This window comes from Aporhodopirellula sallentina SM41 (assembly GCF_000346505.1).
GTDB lineage: Bacteria > Planctomycetota > Planctomycetia > Pirellulales > Pirellulaceae > Rhodopirellula > Rhodopirellula sallentina.
Map to the genome: position 1 here is coordinate 1 of NZ_ANOH01000274.1, position 16,570 is coordinate 16,570.

13 protein-coding genes are annotated in these 16,570 nt (G+C 56.2%); 5 read left to right on the forward strand and 8 right to left on the reverse strand.

The window, feature by feature from the left end:
- Together RSSM_RS18190 and RSSM_RS18195 are read right to left on the reverse strand one after the other, a co-directional pair.
- Positions 1 to 1,092 (reverse strand): GspE/PulE family protein (locus tag RSSM_RS18190; RefSeq protein WP_008681931.1); only part of this gene is annotated, 1,092 nt, incomplete at its 3' end.
- 67 nt (positions 1,093 to 1,159) lie between these two features.
- Complete coding sequence (locus RSSM_RS18195; RefSeq protein ID WP_008681933.1) at positions 1,160 to 1,561, reverse strand: response regulator transcription factor; 402 nt, start codon at positions 1,559 to 1,561, stop codon at positions 1,160 to 1,162.
- Between the two features lie 472 nt (positions 1,562 to 2,033).
- On the opposite strand from RSSM_RS18195, the gene RSSM_RS18200 reads away from it, so the two are divergent.
- The gene (locus RSSM_RS18200) at positions 2,034 to 3,026 is read left to right on the forward strand and encodes a sensor domain-containing diguanylate cyclase (protein WP_236621224.1); all 993 of its coding nucleotides are present in this window, start codon (positions 2,034 to 2,036) and stop codon (positions 3,024 to 3,026) included.
- Positions 3,027 to 3,090: 64 nt separating this feature from the next.
- Here the strand turns inward: RSSM_RS18200 and RSSM_RS18205 are convergent, their stop codons facing one another.
- Positions 3,091 to 3,681: a hypothetical protein gene (locus tag RSSM_RS18205; protein WP_008681937.1), complete on the reverse strand. Its 591-nt coding sequence runs from the start codon at positions 3,679 to 3,681 to the stop codon at positions 3,091 to 3,093.
- A 217-nt stretch (positions 3,682 to 3,898) separates the two neighbouring features.
- On the opposite strand from RSSM_RS18205, the gene RSSM_RS18210 reads away from it, so the two are divergent.
- Positions 3,899 to 4,966 (forward strand): glycosyltransferase family 2 protein, encoded by a 1,068-nt coding sequence (locus tag RSSM_RS18210; protein ID WP_008681939.1) that lies wholly within the window; start codon positions 3,899 to 3,901, stop codon positions 4,964 to 4,966.
- Positions 4,967 to 5,045: 79 nt separating this feature from the next.
- Here the strand turns inward: RSSM_RS18210 and RSSM_RS18215 are convergent, their stop codons facing one another.
- Complete coding sequence (locus tag RSSM_RS18215; protein ID WP_008681942.1) at positions 5,046 to 5,933, reverse strand: hypothetical protein; 888 nt, start codon at positions 5,931 to 5,933, stop codon at positions 5,046 to 5,048.
- Positions 5,934 to 6,166: 233 nt separating this feature from the next.
- Positions 6,167 to 6,598 carry a hypothetical protein gene (locus tag RSSM_RS18220; protein WP_008681943.1) on the reverse strand — a complete coding sequence of 144 codons (432 nt, stop codon included), beginning with the start codon at positions 6,596 to 6,598 and terminating at the stop codon, positions 6,167 to 6,169.
- 281 nt (positions 6,599 to 6,879) lie between these two features.
- Here RSSM_RS18220 and RSSM_RS18225 point away from each other — a divergent pair, with 281 nt between their 5' ends.
- The gene (locus RSSM_RS18225) at positions 6,880 to 7,536 is read left to right on the forward strand and encodes a hypothetical protein (RefSeq protein ID WP_144059925.1); all 657 of its coding nucleotides are present in this window, start codon (positions 6,880 to 6,882) and stop codon (positions 7,534 to 7,536) included.
- A gap of 102 nt (positions 7,537 to 7,638) precedes the next feature.
- Positions 7,639 to 8,883 (forward strand): S1 family peptidase, encoded by a 1,245-nt coding sequence (locus RSSM_RS18230; RefSeq protein ID WP_008681949.1) that lies wholly within the window; start codon positions 7,639 to 7,641, stop codon positions 8,881 to 8,883.
- A gap of 108 nt (positions 8,884 to 8,991) precedes the next feature.
- Here the strand turns inward: RSSM_RS18230 and argH are convergent, their stop codons facing one another.
- On the reverse strand, positions 8,992 to 10,368 hold the full coding sequence (gene argH / locus RSSM_RS18235) for an argininosuccinate lyase (protein WP_008681951.1): 1,377 nt from the start codon (positions 10,366 to 10,368) through the stop codon (positions 8,992 to 8,994).
- 190 nt (positions 10,369 to 10,558) lie between these two features.
- Here argH and RSSM_RS18240 point away from each other — a divergent pair, with 190 nt between their 5' ends.
- Entirely contained in the window at positions 10,559 to 13,462 is a 2,904-nt protein-coding gene (locus RSSM_RS18240; RefSeq protein WP_144059926.1) for a hypothetical protein, read from the forward strand.
- Between the two features lie 145 nt (positions 13,463 to 13,607).
- On the opposite strand, the gene RSSM_RS18245 is transcribed toward RSSM_RS18240, so the two are convergent.
- Together RSSM_RS18245 and RSSM_RS18250 are read right to left on the reverse strand one after the other, a co-directional pair.
- Entirely contained in the window at positions 13,608 to 14,720 is a 1,113-nt protein-coding gene (locus RSSM_RS18245) for an ABC transporter permease (protein ID WP_144059927.1), read from the reverse strand.
- Positions 14,721 to 14,839: 119 nt separating this feature from the next.
- Positions 14,840 to 15,916 (reverse strand): NAD-dependent epimerase/dehydratase family protein, encoded by a 1,077-nt coding sequence (locus RSSM_RS18250; protein WP_008681957.1) that lies wholly within the window; start codon positions 15,914 to 15,916, stop codon positions 14,840 to 14,842.
- Positions 15,917 to 16,570 lie beyond the last annotated feature (654 nt).

Here is a 16,570-nt window from a genome sequence, read left to right on the forward strand (position 1 = left end):
GTCGCTCTGCACCTGGTTAATACCCGGCAATCGGTATTCGACCGGGTCTTCCACCGTCACGATGTTTCGGTCGTCATCGTTCAGGTGCTCGAGCGCGGCATACAACGTCGTACTCTTTCCGCTACCGGTCGGCCCCGTGACAACGAACATACCGTGCGGTTTGTCGAGGATGCCACGAATCGAATCGTAGTCCCGTGGAGGCATCCCGATCCCTGCGAGATCAAATGTCTGTCCCCCTTCATCGAGCAACCGCAGCACGAGTTTCTGACCGTCGACGGTCGGAATCCCGCTGACACGAAAGCCCACTCGTTTCCCGTTTTCATAAACCGTCAGGTGACCATCTTGGGGGCGTCGGTTTTCGGTGGTGTCCATATCGCCCATCACCTTGATGCGGCTGATGACGGGGTCTTCAATGTGGTTTGGGATCGTCATGGCGACCTGCAATTCACCGTCGACGCGATATCGCACTCGCATTTCCGGTTTGTACGGCTCGAGATGGATATCGCTCGCGCCCGCCGTCACGGCCCCCGAGAGAATCGCCTGCACGAGCTTCACCACCGGCGCGTCTTCTTGCCCAACGGCGGTAATCGCGAATTCGTCTTCCTCGCTCGTTTCGCCGACCTCACGGAGTTCGGCAAACTTCATGTCGACAATTGTCTGACGGGCAAAAGCACGATCGTCATATACTCGGTTGAGCAGATTGGTAACGTCATCAGCTAACGCAACAACGGGCCGAATCTGATACCCGGTCATCAGCTCAGCTTCCGCAATCGTTTCGATGTCGTCCGGGGCAACCATCGCCATCGTCAAAACGCGGTCGCCCACCTCGATCGCCGCCGATTCGCGAGCGCGTGCGAAATCCTCCGGCATCAAACGAGCAACCTGTGGGTTCACACTCGAAAAATCGATGTCGACGTATTCGACCCCGAACTGCTCGGCGAGCGCACCGCCGAGTTGAGTGTTGCTGATCAGGGATTGCTTGACCAACCAATCACCGAGCATCACGCCCCGCGGTTTTGACGAAAACGCAGCATCAATCTGCTCGGGGGTGAGCACCTTTTGATCGATGAGAATGTCGCCGAGACGTCGCATGGCAGTGGCTTTGTGAACAGGGAACGAGGGATTATTGGTCTTGGAAAAATCGTTTTAGAACCGGGAGTTAGGCACCAACCGGGGTTTCCGAACCGTTGAGGAGAACCTGAACTTTGGACTCCAGAACGGTCGGATCGAAAGGTGTCACCAAATAATCTTGTGCACCAGCTAGAAAAGCACGTCGAACCGTTTCCAAGCTCGGGTCGAGTGAAAACATCAACACAGGCAGAGTTTCCGGCTTCGTTTCCAATCGCAGTTCGGTGAGCCACTCAATGCCGTCACCTTCAGGTAATTTGGTGTCAACGATCATCAAATCAAACTGCTTGCGGCGCAGAAGATCTTGCGCCTCCCCGCCCTCGGAAACCGTTTCGATCCCGTATCCGAGCAGCTCCAGACGGAACGCCGTCAGGTCAGCCAAAATCGTTTCGGGCTCGACGAGGAGCAGTTGCGGAATGGTGAAGTCAAGCATGATCGGGATCGTTCGGAAACCATCGGGAGGACATCGTCGTGTGACGCGCACACCGACCAACGTCCAACTCGGGTATCGGATTCGGGCATGCGTTGAAGGCTAGGTCACCGATTGATGCCCGGACGCCAACGGTGTGGTCACATTTCGTACATCTGTACGTCGTATACCCATCACACCGGAACAATCACTACGACCGGAAAAACCGAAACATGCTGGTATCTATCTGATTGCAAAGATGACCACTGGGACTGTGTTTCTCGACCTACTCGAGCGTCGTTCCCCATGTTTCTTTCGGGGGGAGAAATGTTCGCAGGCACGAGACGATCTTCGCTGCCTACTCTCCAATGAACTCTCATCACTTTTCATGATTCGATCCACGGTTGATCCTTCTGCAAAGCCGAACTGGCTTTCGAAACTTTTCGGTTGGGCACTACCAAAGCGGTTTGTTGCTGTCCCTGTCGAATTGGGGGAAGTGCTGGATCGATTCCCCGAGGGTTTCTTCATCGTCGATGGCAGGTTCAACATTCTTTTCGCCAACGAGGCGATCTGTAACATCCTGGGAATCCCGCACGGTCACCTTGAGGGACAAAGCCTCGACTCGCTGAAATGGTGCAGCTCAATGCCACGGAATCGACCGTGGCACGAAGCACTGCGAACCGCTCGATCACAACGACACAATCCCGAGGGTGTCCCCATCGCGGTCGGTGACGAGCAATTGATGCTCTATGAACGCAGCGACCAATCGCGACGTCTTCTCGCCATCACCGTTCGAGAAATCACCGGGCTGTCGATTCCTGATGTGATGGTCATCTCGGTCCGCGACGCAACGGTCGTCGAAACCTATCGGGCCGAGATGGAAGACCTGCTCGCAAGGGTTCGTCGCAGCCGTGAGGAAGCTCATCAGTCCAATGAAGAACTCCGACAACTCGTCACTCAAGACGCGTTGACGGGATGTTGCAATCGGCGTTCGCTCGACGAGCGAGGTGACATACTGTGGCAAAACAGCACGACTGATGCAGCGCCGCTGTCTTGCATGATGTTCGACATCGATCACTTCAAAAGTGTCAACGACGAATACGGGCATGCGACGGGCGATGAAGTTCTGCGGTGCGTGGGGACGTCATTGCGGCACACCTTCGAAAACGTCGGCGAGATCTACCGCTACGGCGGCGAAGAGTTCTGTGTCATGTTGCCCGCATATGATCTCAACGCGGCACGCAGCATCGCCGAGAAAGTTCGCAGCACCGTTTCCCACCTTTCCGTGCATTCCGCCACGACAAACGAAGTCATTCAGGTCACCGTCAGCATCGGTGTGGTGGATCGCGATTCCGGTGCAAAGAACATCGGCGAACTGATTCATCAAGCCGACAAGTGCTTGTACATGGCCAAACGCAACGGACGAAACTGCGTGGTCACCTACGGTCCCGAAGTCGCCTCGGCGAGGTTTCGCAGCAGCGACCGATAGCAAGGGCAGAAAGCCTCGGATGGAAGAACGATCCGGCGACGTCGACCTCGACGTCACGAGGAAACTACGGTCGAACCAACGCGATCATCTCGCCACCGAGAAACGTTGCCGTCTGCATGTCAGAACTGACAACCTCTCCGCCGGCGATACTCGCCGAGATCGTTCCCTCTTCACTGCTGAATTGGTCAAAGGTGACGGCGACATGGGTTCCCGGTTTGCTCATCACAATCGGCCCGTTCGCGGTTGACTGAAGATAGACATCACACTCGATGCTCTTACCCGAAAGCGACTGCGCCGATTCCTGATCGGTCTTGCCTTGGATCAGGATCGCTGGATAACTCATCGATTGCTGATCAGGATCGTAACTCAGAATCTGCACCACGTTCGGGCGACCGTCACCGATCGAAATCACCTCGAGACTCGCCTGCCCCGTTTTCTCGATCGGCATACTTCCCCGCACCGTGATGTTACCTGTTTCAGGCAGAGTCTCTTCGATCGCGGTCACGGTTGATGAGACCGCCGAGTCTACCGACTGCTTAGTCGATGCAGCCAAATCTTCAGTCTTCGACTTGGCATCATCGTAGGCTTTCTTTAATTCGTCTTTCGAACAACCGCCGCAAATCACCGGCATCATCAGGATTGTCAAAACAATCATCGAGACCGTGCGGTGGATCGAACGCGTGGTTCGCCCGGAACAAAATTGTGTGGATGCAGAAGTCATAACAACACGTATTAAAAAGAACCGGTATCATCGCGAATGCCACCAAATGTACAGCGTTGATCTTGGTCGCTCTCAACAGCCGAGTCAACTCTTTCGCACCACCGTGCCGGCTGCCGCTTCCTGTTGTTCCCACCGTGTTTGAAGACGCCACATGCAATCCGCGATCCCCGCTCCGCTGCAGACCAAAAGCGGATGGCCCTGGGAAGGTACACCGAACCAACCCAACAGAAACAGCACATCCAACACACGCTCGCTATCGGATCCCGCAGAATTTCCTCCAATCACGGTCATTACCCCGAGCTACAACCAAGGCGATTTCCTGGAAGAGACCATCCGATCGGTGCTGATGCAGGGATACCCCAACCTGGAATACATCGTTGTCGACGGAGGCAGTACGGACAAAAGTTGCAGCATCCTGAATTACTACGCCTCTCACATCACCCACGTCATTTGTGAGAAAGACGACGGGCAATCTGACGCGATTTGCAAAGGATTGCGTCTGGCGACGGGTGAAATTTTCAACTGGATCAATTCCGATGATCGCTTGGAACCGGGGGCCCTTCACGAGATCGCGGCGAAGTTCCGACCGTCCGCCGACCTCTACGCGTTCGACGTTTGTGTTGAAGACGCGAACGGAAAACCGCCGACGGATTCGGCCGTTCGGATGGTCAATCGCAACCTTTCTGCCAAAGCGATGTTGCGATGCGACCGCTACTCGTTCAGTCAACCGGGACTATGGTTTCGAATGTCCGCACTGAACTCCTGCGGCGGGATCGATCGCAATCTCAATTACGGTTTCGATTGGGATTTGATCGTACGTTATCTCGCCGATCATCCGAAGGTGACCTACTCGTCGTCACTCGGTGCGATGTTTCGTCTGCATGATCAATCCAAAACGGTTGTGGAAACCAGCAAAGACGTTGAATCGGAGAACAGGTTCAAACTCGAGAACCTCCGGATCCGCGACAAACTCGAACGTCAACTTTCGCGGAACCTCGCCCAAGCATCACGTTTGGGCAGAAAGCGAGAACCATGGAATCAACACATGATCGAGGTTCTCGACGATTTTGATACATCACCGATGAAGTCGGCATGGCACCTGATGGTAGAGGCGGCGAAAGACCCGAGGGCTCGCATCTCGCTACGAACACTCGGTTCGATCGCTCGCCTGTTATCGCGGTATGTGCGTCGCATGCCCAAGCCCAACACACCTGGTTGACCCTTTTCTTGCAACACAGGCGCCGCTTACAAATTTCGCACCGAACCGCACGGTCGTCCTGGCCGGACGAACCGAGTGGTTAGCTCGCGGTGGAAGCGTCAGCATCGGTCGATTCGACGTTCAGTTGTTTCCACGCATCCTGCAACGCATCGCTTGAATCTTCGACCGTCGTCGACGAGGTTGCCCCCTGGTCGCTCACCGACGCGTCAGGCTGAGCGGTAAGCGGCTGCGTCGTTTCGAGCTGCTGTGTTTGCTCGATCGTCTGCGTGGTCTCGTTCGTAGTGACGTTTTCGGATACTTGGGTTTCAGTGACTTCCGATGTTACCGACGAGGTCACTTCGAGAAATGGCAACGTCGCAACGCGGTACGCTTTGATGTTGTTGGCTTCATCGGTCTCGACGAACTCATCAAAACTATCAATGACGATGACGAGTCGTTGGAACCCGATGATTTGGCCGTTTCGGTTTCCCATAGAGAACGCTTCGATAGGAAGCGTCACTTCGACCTGCAGCGACTCTTTCGGATGGATTTTCTCGACGTTCACGGTGGTGCAAGGATCAAAGCACCGGATTCTACCGAGGGTACCCACGGCGGTTAGCGAGAAATTTTCCACGCATCGGGTGCTACAGTTAGAGATCACCACTGCGAACTTCGGGCCACACGCCGCGTCGGCCTGCGCGACTTGGTGGACGCTGACGATCGAGAGATCACCTGTTTCACATGCTGGAATAAACACAGGTCCGTAAGCGGACGGAGCGACGAAGTTTCCATCGGTCGATGTATCGCAGGATTGGTTCACTCCGTAACGATGGATCATGTCGATCACGTGCGAACAATCGGGCGAGCCACTCAGCAACTCTCTATGAGAGAGATCTTGGCCGTTGCAAACGACCATGCCGATAGCGAGAGAAGCGATAAACAGAATCGTGACGTTGAGAAATTTGACAGTAGACGTTGATTGGCGCATCGGACGGTACTCAGATTGGGTTGGTTCGAATGGTAAGATCATGGAGGCTTGCGAAGCGGTGAGGCTTTAAAAAAAGCCCGGACTCCCCGATCACTCGGTTGGTCCGGGCTCTGTTGTGAATCAGGCGGAACAAATTTCCGTCCGCCCGAAATTCTCTCCACGGAATCGGGAGAGAGGTTCATCATCGGGCGAAGTAACGTTTGGTTATCTCACACCCAACGCGGCGGGCTGGCTTACCAGCATCCCCAGTAGCTGGTGTAGACAGGGGTGTAGTAGCTGTAGGTTACCGGCGTGTAGTAGTAGCTCGGTGTGTAGCGGTGGTACGAACGATAAGTTGGTGTGTAGTAGCTCGAGTACCGAACAGTCGAGTAACCGTAGTGACGGTATCCGTAACTGCGTCCGAATCGGCGATAGCACGCTGCAACCGCCTCTTCTCCGTCGGCAGCGTCTTCGCCGTCGCCGAGCAATGCATCAACGTCGGCTTGGCCGAATTCGGTGTCGTCGATGTCGCTGCTGCCCTCGTTAGATTCGACTGCTGCCGAAGTATCGAGTTCCGCCGATGCGAGACGTGACAACAAATCGTCGTCCGCCCGAGCAGTCAGGCTCATCATCAGTCCGGCGAGCAAAAACATTGGAACAACAGCGAGAAGGTTTCGTTTCGACATGGTTCTTTCTCCGTGAAAGGAAAGTTGTGCGGCGGTCAGTGAGTTCGACAACGGGCGTTTGCCGCGATGGTGTTCGTTGTCGGGTGTCGTGTGACTAACTGGCCAAGCGGAGGTGTTTCCGGAGTGTTACCGAGAAACCTCAAAAGTTTTTCCGCCGTCTCAAAATTCCGTAACACATCCCGTTTCTCGTCGCTTTGAATGACATCCACATCGCGCACGCGCCTCAATGCACGCGCATACCGATGCCCGCACCTGCCCAACGAACCTCAACGAGAACTCCGATGAAAACTCGCACCAAGCTCCTGATCCTTGCACCGTTGTGCTCCGCTCTGTTGACGCCCACCGTTCGCTCCCACGCCGACGAGGGGCTGTTTTCGAAAGTCGCGATGGAATCGGTTTTCGACGACTCAAAGGAAACCAACGACGACGAATCCACGACTCGCCTGAGCGAAGCCGAGCGAAAGCGTGCGGCACGGATTGCTGCTTTGTTCCAAGCAGACACCCCGCCGCAGACCCCGCCCAAGTCAAAACCGCCGGCGGGCAACGTCGGCAGCTCGATCAACGAAGCGTCTGCCACGGCCGAGCCATCGGGAGGCTCCACAATCAGTTCGAACGCTGACGCCGCCGCTCAAAATGTCCGCGGCACCAAAGACAAACCAACTAAATCTTCTTTCTCACTCGCCGGACAATGGGCCGCGACGACCGCGGCGGGAGAAGTTTTTGCGATCGCTTTCACACCCGAGCAACGCTTCTTTCTCGTTCACATGAAGAGCGGAAAAACGTCGATCTCAAAGGGAAACTTCACCGTCACAGACGACCGGCTTAGTTTGGCCACGGAAAAAGCGCAGCCGCTCAAAGCCGAGATCCAGTGGAAAAGCGTGGGTCAAATGGTGATGAAGCTCGGAACCTCGAAACTGAATTTCCAGCGTAAAAAGTGAATTTTTGCTGTAACGAAAGGAAACCGAGCCCGCTTGGAGACACAGCAAGTCGCTACCCCGCACCGTACTGAAGTCTCCCTTTCCATTGCCTCAGGTGAAAACATGTTTTCCAAAAAGAACCCAATTCGTGCGTTTCGCTATGGCATCCATCGCCTGTTCTCACGATTGTTTCCCGCGATGGCCGTCACCGCAGCCTGTCTCCTGATCACGCCACCGAGCCTATTTGCGGAGGATTCCGCCGACACGTCGACGAACAATTACATGAAAGTTTTGCCGTCGACCACATGGATCATCACCGCAAACAGCGAAAACGAAACCAGCACCGGAACGGGCGTGTTTGTCGATGCCGAACGTCGCCTCGTGTTGACCAACGCGCATGTCGTTGGCGACAGCCGATCGGCGGTTGTGTTTTTCCCTGATATCAAGAACGGGCAACCTGCCGTCAAACGCAAAGGATACCTCGACCAAGTTCTCAAGCTCGCCAAGCCGGGCAAGGTTGTCGCGGTCGATCGCAAACGTGACCTCGCGTTGATTGAACTCAGCGACGTTCCGAAACGAGCCAAGGCGATCACGTTGGCCGACCGATCAATTCTGCCGGGTGACAAAGTCGACTTGATCGGCAACCCTGGCGGCTCCGATGTGCTCTGGGTCTATACCAGCGGAACGGTGCGTTCGGTTTACGAAAAGAAGTTCAGTTCGAATCATGGCAAACATGAATTCAAAGTCGTCGAGACCCAAACCCCAATCAAACCGGGTGACAGCGGTGGTCCGGTTGTGGACGCCGATGGCAAGTTGGTGGCGATCGCACAATCGTTCTCGCCAAACTTCAACTTGGTCAGTTTCTGTGTCGACATTACAGAGATCCGATCCTTCATGAACAGCTCGTGGAAGCCCGCTCCTTTGGCGACTGCAACACTACTCAAAGACGCCGACATCGAACATACCGTTCATTCGACAGGACATTATCAAGTCGAGCGAAAACTGAAGTCAGGCAAGACACAAACCGTCTTCGTCGCCAAAGACACCGAGTACTTCGAACGTGCAGACATTCGCAAGGTGTGGTCGCTGGTCTCGGTTTCGAAAGACGAACCGACGAGTGAATTGATGATGCGACTGATGCGTCAAAGCTCCGCGACCAAAATCGGCGGTTGGGCGGTCGAAAAGAACGGCTCCGACGAATACCTGATCCTCTACGTGGCGAAACTCGACGCGACCGCATCAGACGAAGCTCTCTCGGGAACGATTGAATACGTCGCTCGAATCGCGGGTGCGATGAACGGCCAACTCAAACCGAAGGAAACTAAAACTTCATCGTCAGAAACTCTTGCGGCGTGGTTGTCGAAGTAACCATGCTTCGCACCGGAGTTTCCGGGCCCAAAACGTTCGCCGAGTTGTCAGTAGGGCCGCATCGGCTCGGTGAACGGGTAATCGTCCGAAGTGCTCCGAGCGAAACGTCTAGGCGAGTCGCTCTTTCCAAACCGCGATCTGCTCGCGGACACGCTGCGGAGCGGTTGAACCTTCGCTGCAAAATGCCGCGACGGCGTTTTGAGTCCCCAGTACTTCGTACACGCTCTCGTCGATCTCGCTGCTGAGTTCTTTCAGCGTCTCGATGGGCAGTTCCGCCAGAGGGACGCCTTTCTCCATGGCCGCGCCAACAATCGCACCGACGAGATGGTGAGCGGTTCGCTGCGGCATGCCTTTGCGAATCATCCATTCCATCAAAGTCGTTGCATCGAGGTAACCCTTCTCGATCCGAGCGGCGATGGACTCGCGTTTCAGCTCTGCACCGGCCACGATCGGCGTGGCCAATTCCAGCATCGCTTGGGTCGTGTCGAATGCATCGAACAGTGGTGGCTTGTCTTCTTGGAGGTCGCGGTTGTAGGCCAGCGGAAGGTTTTTGACGAGCAACATCAACGTTTGCAAACTGCCCATCACGCGGGCAGATTTTCCTCGGGTCAGCTCGAGTGTGTCCGGGTTAACCTTTTGAGGCATGATGCTGCTGCCGGTGCAGAATTGCTGCGGGATGGCGATGAAGTCAAACTCCACCGTGCTCCATAAGATCCACTCTTCAGCCCAACCGCTCAGGTGCGAGGCGATCATCGACAAAACAAACGACGACTCGAGCACGAAGTCACGATCACTGCTGGTGTCCAAACTGTTGGCGGTGATCCCATCGAATCCCAACGCGGCTGCGGTTTGCTGGCGATCGATCGGCAAGGTTGTACCAGCCACGGCGGCGATCCCGAGCGGTGATTGATTAACGCGGGCACGGCAATCGGCAACCCGTCCGCGGTCCCGCTGCAACTTTTCGATGTACGCCAACCAGTAGTGCGGCGCGAGCACCGGCTGTGCCCGCTGCAGGTGGGTGTAGGCCGGAATGATGACGTCAAAGTCATCCTCGCATCGACCGAGAAACGCACGTTGCAGACCGAGCAACAGTTCGTCGATCTTATCGAGTGCCTCGCGAATCCACATTCGCACGTCGGTGCTGACCTGGTCATTGCGGCTCCGCGCGGTGTGGAGTTTGCGTCCGACGTCACCGGTCGCGTCGATCAACGCTTGCTCGACGTGCATGTGAATGTCTTCGAGTTCGAAACGCATCGGCAACTCGCCCCGATCGAGCTGTCCGCGGATCACCTCCAACTCTTTGCGAATCTGAGTGAATTCTTCCTCGGTGATCAAACCCACACTGCGGAGCATGTCGGCATGGGCGATCGATCCACGAATGTCCTGTTGGTACAAACGCGAATCAAAAGTAATGCTTTCGGCGTAGGCTTCGAGTCGTTGATCGGTTTCGGCGGCGAACACGCCGCTGCGGGAAGGACTGGCCACGGTTGACTTTCAAACGGGAGTGGGTCGAAATGGAGGCGATTGCCTGCTATCGGGTTAAGATGGCTCAATCCGCTTTCGCTGAAAACCGGACATTTGCTCGGCGGGGCCTACCTTCACCCATTTTCTCTATCGAATTACTGTTCCCATGGTATTGCACCGCTGCAAAACGGCGTTTCGATTTTCTTCGAACATGCATCCGTCCTCGCAATCGACTCGATTGTCCGCATGGACGTTCGCCAGCCTGTGGGGCGCGTTGGCTGCTTTGCTTTGCGTCCCGGTGGCAGGTCAAAACGTCGGTTTCGGCCCACCCGCACTCGCGACCGCATCAGTCAATGCTGCGTCCGGCCAACCGTATGGGATCGCGACGATCGAAATTCCTCTGCGGAACCCCGTCCTGGGCGACGGTCCACCACCATTGAGTCTCGTGGAATCCCCCGCGCCGACGTTTTTTCCCGTTAGCAAAAACATTCAATCCCGCGCCGCTCGGCTCCCGTCGGAGACGCCGCTACCGCGCCTTGGACGCGGACGTTTACTCAACCGAGTGGGCAATCTGATTCGCGAGATCGCCGGCGGTGAGGAGAGCCGCGTACAAACCGTCGCCCGCCGGATCACATTTCTCTTTGAAGGAGACCAACCGTTCTCGGTCCAACTCGTGGATCGAAACGGAGCCGTTGGCACCTTTCAAATTCGTCCGTCCAACGACACCAACCTGCAACGCACGCTCGTCTCGGCATGGTGGGCCGATTTCACGGCCAACGCCAAATCCCAAATCGATGCGACCGATACCCCGCCATGGGTTCAAACCTATCTCGTCGGAATGTTGTCAGGCCGCTTCGGGTTGCCGCTGCCTGATTGGTACGGCCGGTCCGACGACGAGGAAGAGAACGACGACCCACTGCTGATGACGTTGAGTTGGATCGGCGGAGCCGCCAAAGTCTCCGACCGTGTTTTCGCATCCGCGGCCGCCGGACGTGACCTCGATGCCGTCCAAGCCAGTACCACCACCGATGTCGCAGCGATTCCACTGCCCGCACCGATTGCGTGGCAACCGACGATTCAACCGCTCGACCCATCGGCTCCTGAACCGGAGATCGAACCACTCGCCGAACATGTCCCACCGGAGTGTTTCTACATTCGCTATGGGAAATTCGAGAACTACCTTTGGTTCCAAGATCTTACTGACGAATACGGTGGCGACATTTCGCGGATGGTCACCCTCAGCGGATTGTCCAACGACGGTTCGGAGAGACTGACGAAACAGCTCGGCATTCAAATGACCGCGATGGGACGAATGCTCGGGCCAAGCATTATCACCGATCAAGCGATCATCGGCCGCGATTTATACATGCAAGACGGTGCCGCGATGGGCGTGGTTTTTGAACCCACCAACGCGTTCCTGTTGCGATCGAGTTTGAATAACGACCGAACAACGCTCGCGAACTCCTCCGATCAGATCACCTTGAAAAACGTGCAACTCGAAAATGGCGAGGGAACGTTGATGCGGTCGACCGACAATTCGGTTCGATCGTACATGGTGGAACATGACGGGTACATTTGCATCACCAACTGCAAAATGATCGCGGAACGTTTTCTCGAAGTCGGACGCACCGGCGAGTCACTCGGCAAGACGGACGCGTTCCGTTTCGCTCGGACGTTGCATCCGCTCAGCCTCGACGACACGATCTTTGCGTACTTCTCGCCTGAAATGCTGCAGGGACTTTTGTCGCCTCAGTACCTGATCGAACTCCGCCGACGCATGCAGTCCGAAGCTGACATTGCGTTGGTGCACCTCGCACGCGCCGCGGCCGCCTCACATTCGTCAGCGGTCTCCGACAACAATCCTCCCCTTCGTGACATCGAACCTCTCGTCGCCGCCGGCTATCTTCCTGTCGGGTTTGGCGAACGTCCCGACGGCACCGGAGTGTTCACGATTGGTGACCGTGTGTTGGACACCCGACGCGGAGCACGCGGAACCTTTCTGCCAATCCCCGACAGTCCTGTGGAATCGGTCACCGCGACCGAGGCTCAGTGGTTCGCAGAAATTGCCGACGCCTACTCGCAACAATTCCGCAGCTTTGATCCGATCTTCGTGGGAGTCAAACGCGAGCTGATCGAACCGCTCGCCAACCCCGACGGATCACCCGGTGAGTCCGGCACCGAACTTCGCGAACGCCTCATCGTCCACGCAGAAGTCGCACCGTGGCAACCGGAGAGTTACGGATGGTGGGCGGAACAACTCGGTCCACCGACACCCGTTTCGATCCGCTTCGCCCCGGACGACATCGTCGCCCTGCAGGCTCACGTGACGAACGACACACTCGGACCACCCACCCATTTGTTCGCCGGGATCAAAGATTCCCACCCGCCACAACCTGAAGCGTTCGACGGGATTCTCGGCAGTTACCAAGCCCTCAAAACTCTTCCCGGTTACCTCGGTGCATGGCCGTTCCCCGGCACGCTCGATCGGCTTCCGCTCGGTCTCGGCCGAGGACAACCGGTCGGTCCGAACATGAGCCGTCTGCTCGGAGGCATCTATCGCTACACCGGCGGTGAATTCAGCATCCTTTCATTCCAACCCGATTTGCTCGCCCAAACCGTTCCCCTACTCGCCGCGGAAGAAGTCAGTGACTCGGCACAGTTGCGTGCCCATATCGGCAACCTCAAAGGCAGCCAGCTCGAAGGATGGGTTAACGAGTTTCTCTACCAACGAGCATCCGCCACGAGCGCCGCCGGTGCAGAATTCCTCGCGACGCTGAGCAGTCAACTCGGCAATGCACCGGAGAAAAGAACGCCGGAAGATGTGCTCGAACAAGCGAAGCTGATTCTCGGAGGAGACGTTCAGTGTGCGTTGGGAGGCACCTACCGACCGTTGCCTGCTCTCGCGGGTTCCACCGGTAAAACACACTGGGTCAGCACCGCATGGGGCGACGGCAATCTGGCACCACCGACCTTGCCTCCGGCCGAATACCAAGCACCGATCATGCAGTGGTTCCGCGGTGCCGATGCGACGGTGACTCAGTACGAAAATCGTCTCGTCGCCGACGCGGTCATCGAAATCGCACGCGTTCGTCCCAACCCATCCGATGGACTCTAGTGACCTATGTCAGCTCCAATTTCGGGTAGTGGATCTTGTTGAAAATCCTTAATGCAGCAGGTCTTTAACAAGATCCACTACGGGCTACCCGAAAACCGAACTGCGCGAAACACGAGAGTGTGTTTCAAGCGGTCGTTCGTACCGCCTAGTGTCTGAGTGCTTCGCTCGGCGATAACTTCGAGGCCGCATACGCGGGCAGAAGGCCGCCGAGAAAACCGACCACCAACGCGATCAACACACCTTGCATGATCACGGTCGGTTGGATGCGTCCTTCGATCAATCCGTTAACCGCAGGCATATGCGTCAAAACGGACACGAGCAGGAACGAGACCCCGATCCCAATCGCCGCACCAATCGCACTGAGCAGGACGGATTCGATCAGGATCATTGAGATGATTCGAACCCGCGTCCATCCAATCGCCCGCAACAATCCGATTTCGAGGGTTCGCTCTTGGATCGACATGAACATCGTGTTGAGCACGCCGATTGACCCAATGACGATCGCCACTGCCGATGTTAGCCACGCCATCGCCACGGCAACTTGGATCTCAGACAAAGACTCGACGTGTTCGCGTGTGGGTCGCACCTTGACCTCCGGTTCCATCGCTTCGACCTGTTTTGAAATACGATCGAGCATCGCTTCGTCGGTAGCATCCGACGTGATGATGCTGAACCCGGAAACCTCTCCCTCCCGGCCCATCAAACGCTGCAGTTCGGCAACAGACACAACGAGCGATCCGTTCTGCAACACATTGAAGCTCTCGAAGATGCCTACGATCTTATAAGGCTCATCCTCGACGACATCGATCGTTTCGCCTACTTTTTTGCCGAGACTGTCCGCCAATGTGATTCCAACCATCACGCCGCGCTCATCGGTCTTGAGCAAGCGTCGACCATCGACCGGTTCCATCGCATCAAACACCTGCGTTTCAGGAATCAAGCCGCTAACCGGGACAACATACAGACCGGCCTCGGGGAAAGAGACCACATCGGCGAGACCGGGAATGACCTCGACGACCCCATCGAGCGCGACGATTCGATCACCGAGCGATTCGTCGAGCGTGCTGGTCAGGCGACGCGCACTTCCCGAGCGAACGACGAGTAGGTCGACACCCGCGCCCTGATAAAAGTTCATGAACGTCGCTTTGAACCCGTTTGCGATGCCTACCAATGAGACGACCGCACACACCGCCAACGCCACCGCGATCAGAGTCAACCCACTGCGCAGTGGACGTCGCATCACATTGCGATACGTCATGGTCACGAATTTCATGTCAACGGCCGAGCGAAGGAAGAAACGTAGGAAGAGAACATTGGAAACGAAGGATACCTATCAAACGCAAGTTTCAAATCTCACGTTTGCAAGACGCGCGTCAATCAGGTCAGCCATTGCGACTGATGATAATCGATGGTGGTTTCGATGATGCGAGTGGCAAGATCGGCAGCAGGACGAAACGATAACTCTTGCTCGGCGAGCGAACCATCACACACCCAACTTCCTCCCACACCCTCACGGACTTTGTCGAGATTCAGAAACACTCGTCCGCCGAAACCTCTCATCACGATCTCACCACACCCGCCGGCAATCCATCCGGCGGCGCGAGGAATGCGAATGTGACGCAAGGGTCGCCGACGCGATATCGCAAACTCATCAAAAGATGCCGCAATCATCTCCGCTAACTCGACAAAGGTCACAGGATTCGGATCAGTCAGGTAGTAAACGCCTCGCGCCTGATCGGTCTGTTCGGGCGAAGGCAACCGCGTGCCCCGCTCGACCGCCGACAAGATTCCAGGCACCAAGTCCGTAACACTGATATAGGAATATCGAAAAGATTTCGACAAAACAAAATTCCATCCCGAGCGCACGGTCTTGTACAGCGCAAAGAGATTGCGATCGCCGGGACCAATCACACACGGCGGACGCACGATCGTGATCGGGATTTGATCAGCCATCCCCTGCAAAACCTGTTCGGCCCGGAGCTTGGTTCGTCCATAGTGAGACACCGGACGACACGGATCGCCCTCGGAAACCGCGGCTGACTGCTCGTCGTCAGAATGTTTTCTCCGTTTCGATTTCGATGCGTCGGCTCGTTCCAAAACCGGTCCCGCGACCGCGAGCGACGAGACGGCGACCAGAGTAGGCGGGTTGGGCTGCTGTGCCGCTGACGCGGCAACGACACGGGTGCCTTCCACATTGATGCTCTCCGACAAAGCTGTCGAACGCGTGGCAACGGACGCGGCGAGATGGATCACGTGGTCGACCGAACGCATTGCCTCATCGACTCGCACCGGATTTCGGATGTCTCCCGCGATCCGTTGCAACTGACCACCTCGTTCGGTGCCTTCCTCTTGCGACCGGCTCAACGCGACGACTTCATTTCCCGCCGCTAGCAAAAAGTCGACGAGATGCCTGCCAATGAAGCCGCTTGCTCCGGTTACCAGATATCGAGCCACAAAATTATCCCATCGGTGTCTGCGCAGTAGTCGGTGCGATTTGTAACAGAAACGCTGCCCTACCGCTTGGGAGATCGCTGCCCGGCACTCCACCAAACGGAAAACGATCCGAGTCGCAAAAAAACGACACGCCTCACGTCGAAGGGCAGCCCCGCGTCCGCCTAACCGAACGTTTCACGCGGCTTCGAAATCCCGCGAACGACCACACTTTCGCACCCCCCTCCAAAAAGGCAAATCACACCCACCACTCGGTGAAAAATATGATAGGATACGCTTACGATTGCGAAAATATCTACCACCAACGAGTGAGTGACCAGCCCTCACATGCAGCATATTTATGCACACCAATTCAACCAACACGAATACCCCACGCAGGGTGTATTATTTTCCCCTTTCATCCTAAATTGACTCCCAGGTGAAGCTAGCGTAGGAAGCCTGCGAACTCGATTCGGGTATGAAACGCGTTGTAATCGAACTGTCACGGCCGGACGAGAAACGCCCCAGAGCGACAGTTCTGGACGTCTCCATCCGCGACGTGTCGTCCTATTCACCCGTCACATCCCCGGCCATGCCGCGTCAACCGCCAGTCCCACTGAGGCAATCCCATCAATTGAACGAATTTCCTATGAATGCCTGACCGTCCCCACTCGGAAT

What these genes read in the sequence shown, in the direction of transcription:
- RSSM_RS18245 (WP_144059927.1), bottom strand. Translation starts at nt 14,720, where the DNA reads ATGACGTATCGCAATGTGATGCGACGTCCACTGCGCAGTGGGTTGACT.
- RSSM_RS18225 (WP_144059925.1), top strand. Translation starts at nt 6,880, where the DNA reads ATGAAAACTCGCACCAAGCTCCTGATCCTTGCACCGTTGTGCTCCGCT.
- RSSM_RS18215 (WP_008681942.1), bottom strand. Translation starts at nt 5,933, where the DNA reads ATGCGCCAATCAACGTCTACTGTCAAATTTCTCAACGTCACGATTCTG.
- RSSM_RS18230 (WP_008681949.1), top strand. Translation starts at nt 7,639, where the DNA reads ATGTTTTCCAAAAAGAACCCAATTCGTGCGTTTCGCTATGGCATCCAT.
- RSSM_RS18240 (WP_144059926.1), top strand. Translation starts at nt 10,559, where the DNA reads ATGCATCCGTCCTCGCAATCGACTCGATTGTCCGCATGGACGTTCGCC.
- RSSM_RS18195 (WP_008681933.1), bottom strand. Translation starts at nt 1,561, where the DNA reads ATGCTTGACTTCACCATTCCGCAACTGCTCCTCGTCGAGCCCGAAACG.
- RSSM_RS18205 (WP_008681937.1), bottom strand. Translation starts at nt 3,681, where the DNA reads ATGATTGTTTTGACAATCCTGATGATGCCGGTGATTTGCGGCGGTTGT.
- RSSM_RS18220 (WP_008681943.1), bottom strand. Translation starts at nt 6,598, where the DNA reads ATGTCGAAACGAAACCTTCTCGCTGTTGTTCCAATGTTTTTGCTCGCC.
- RSSM_RS18210 (WP_008681939.1), top strand. Translation starts at nt 3,899, where the DNA reads ATGCAATCCGCGATCCCCGCTCCGCTGCAGACCAAAAGCGGATGGCCC.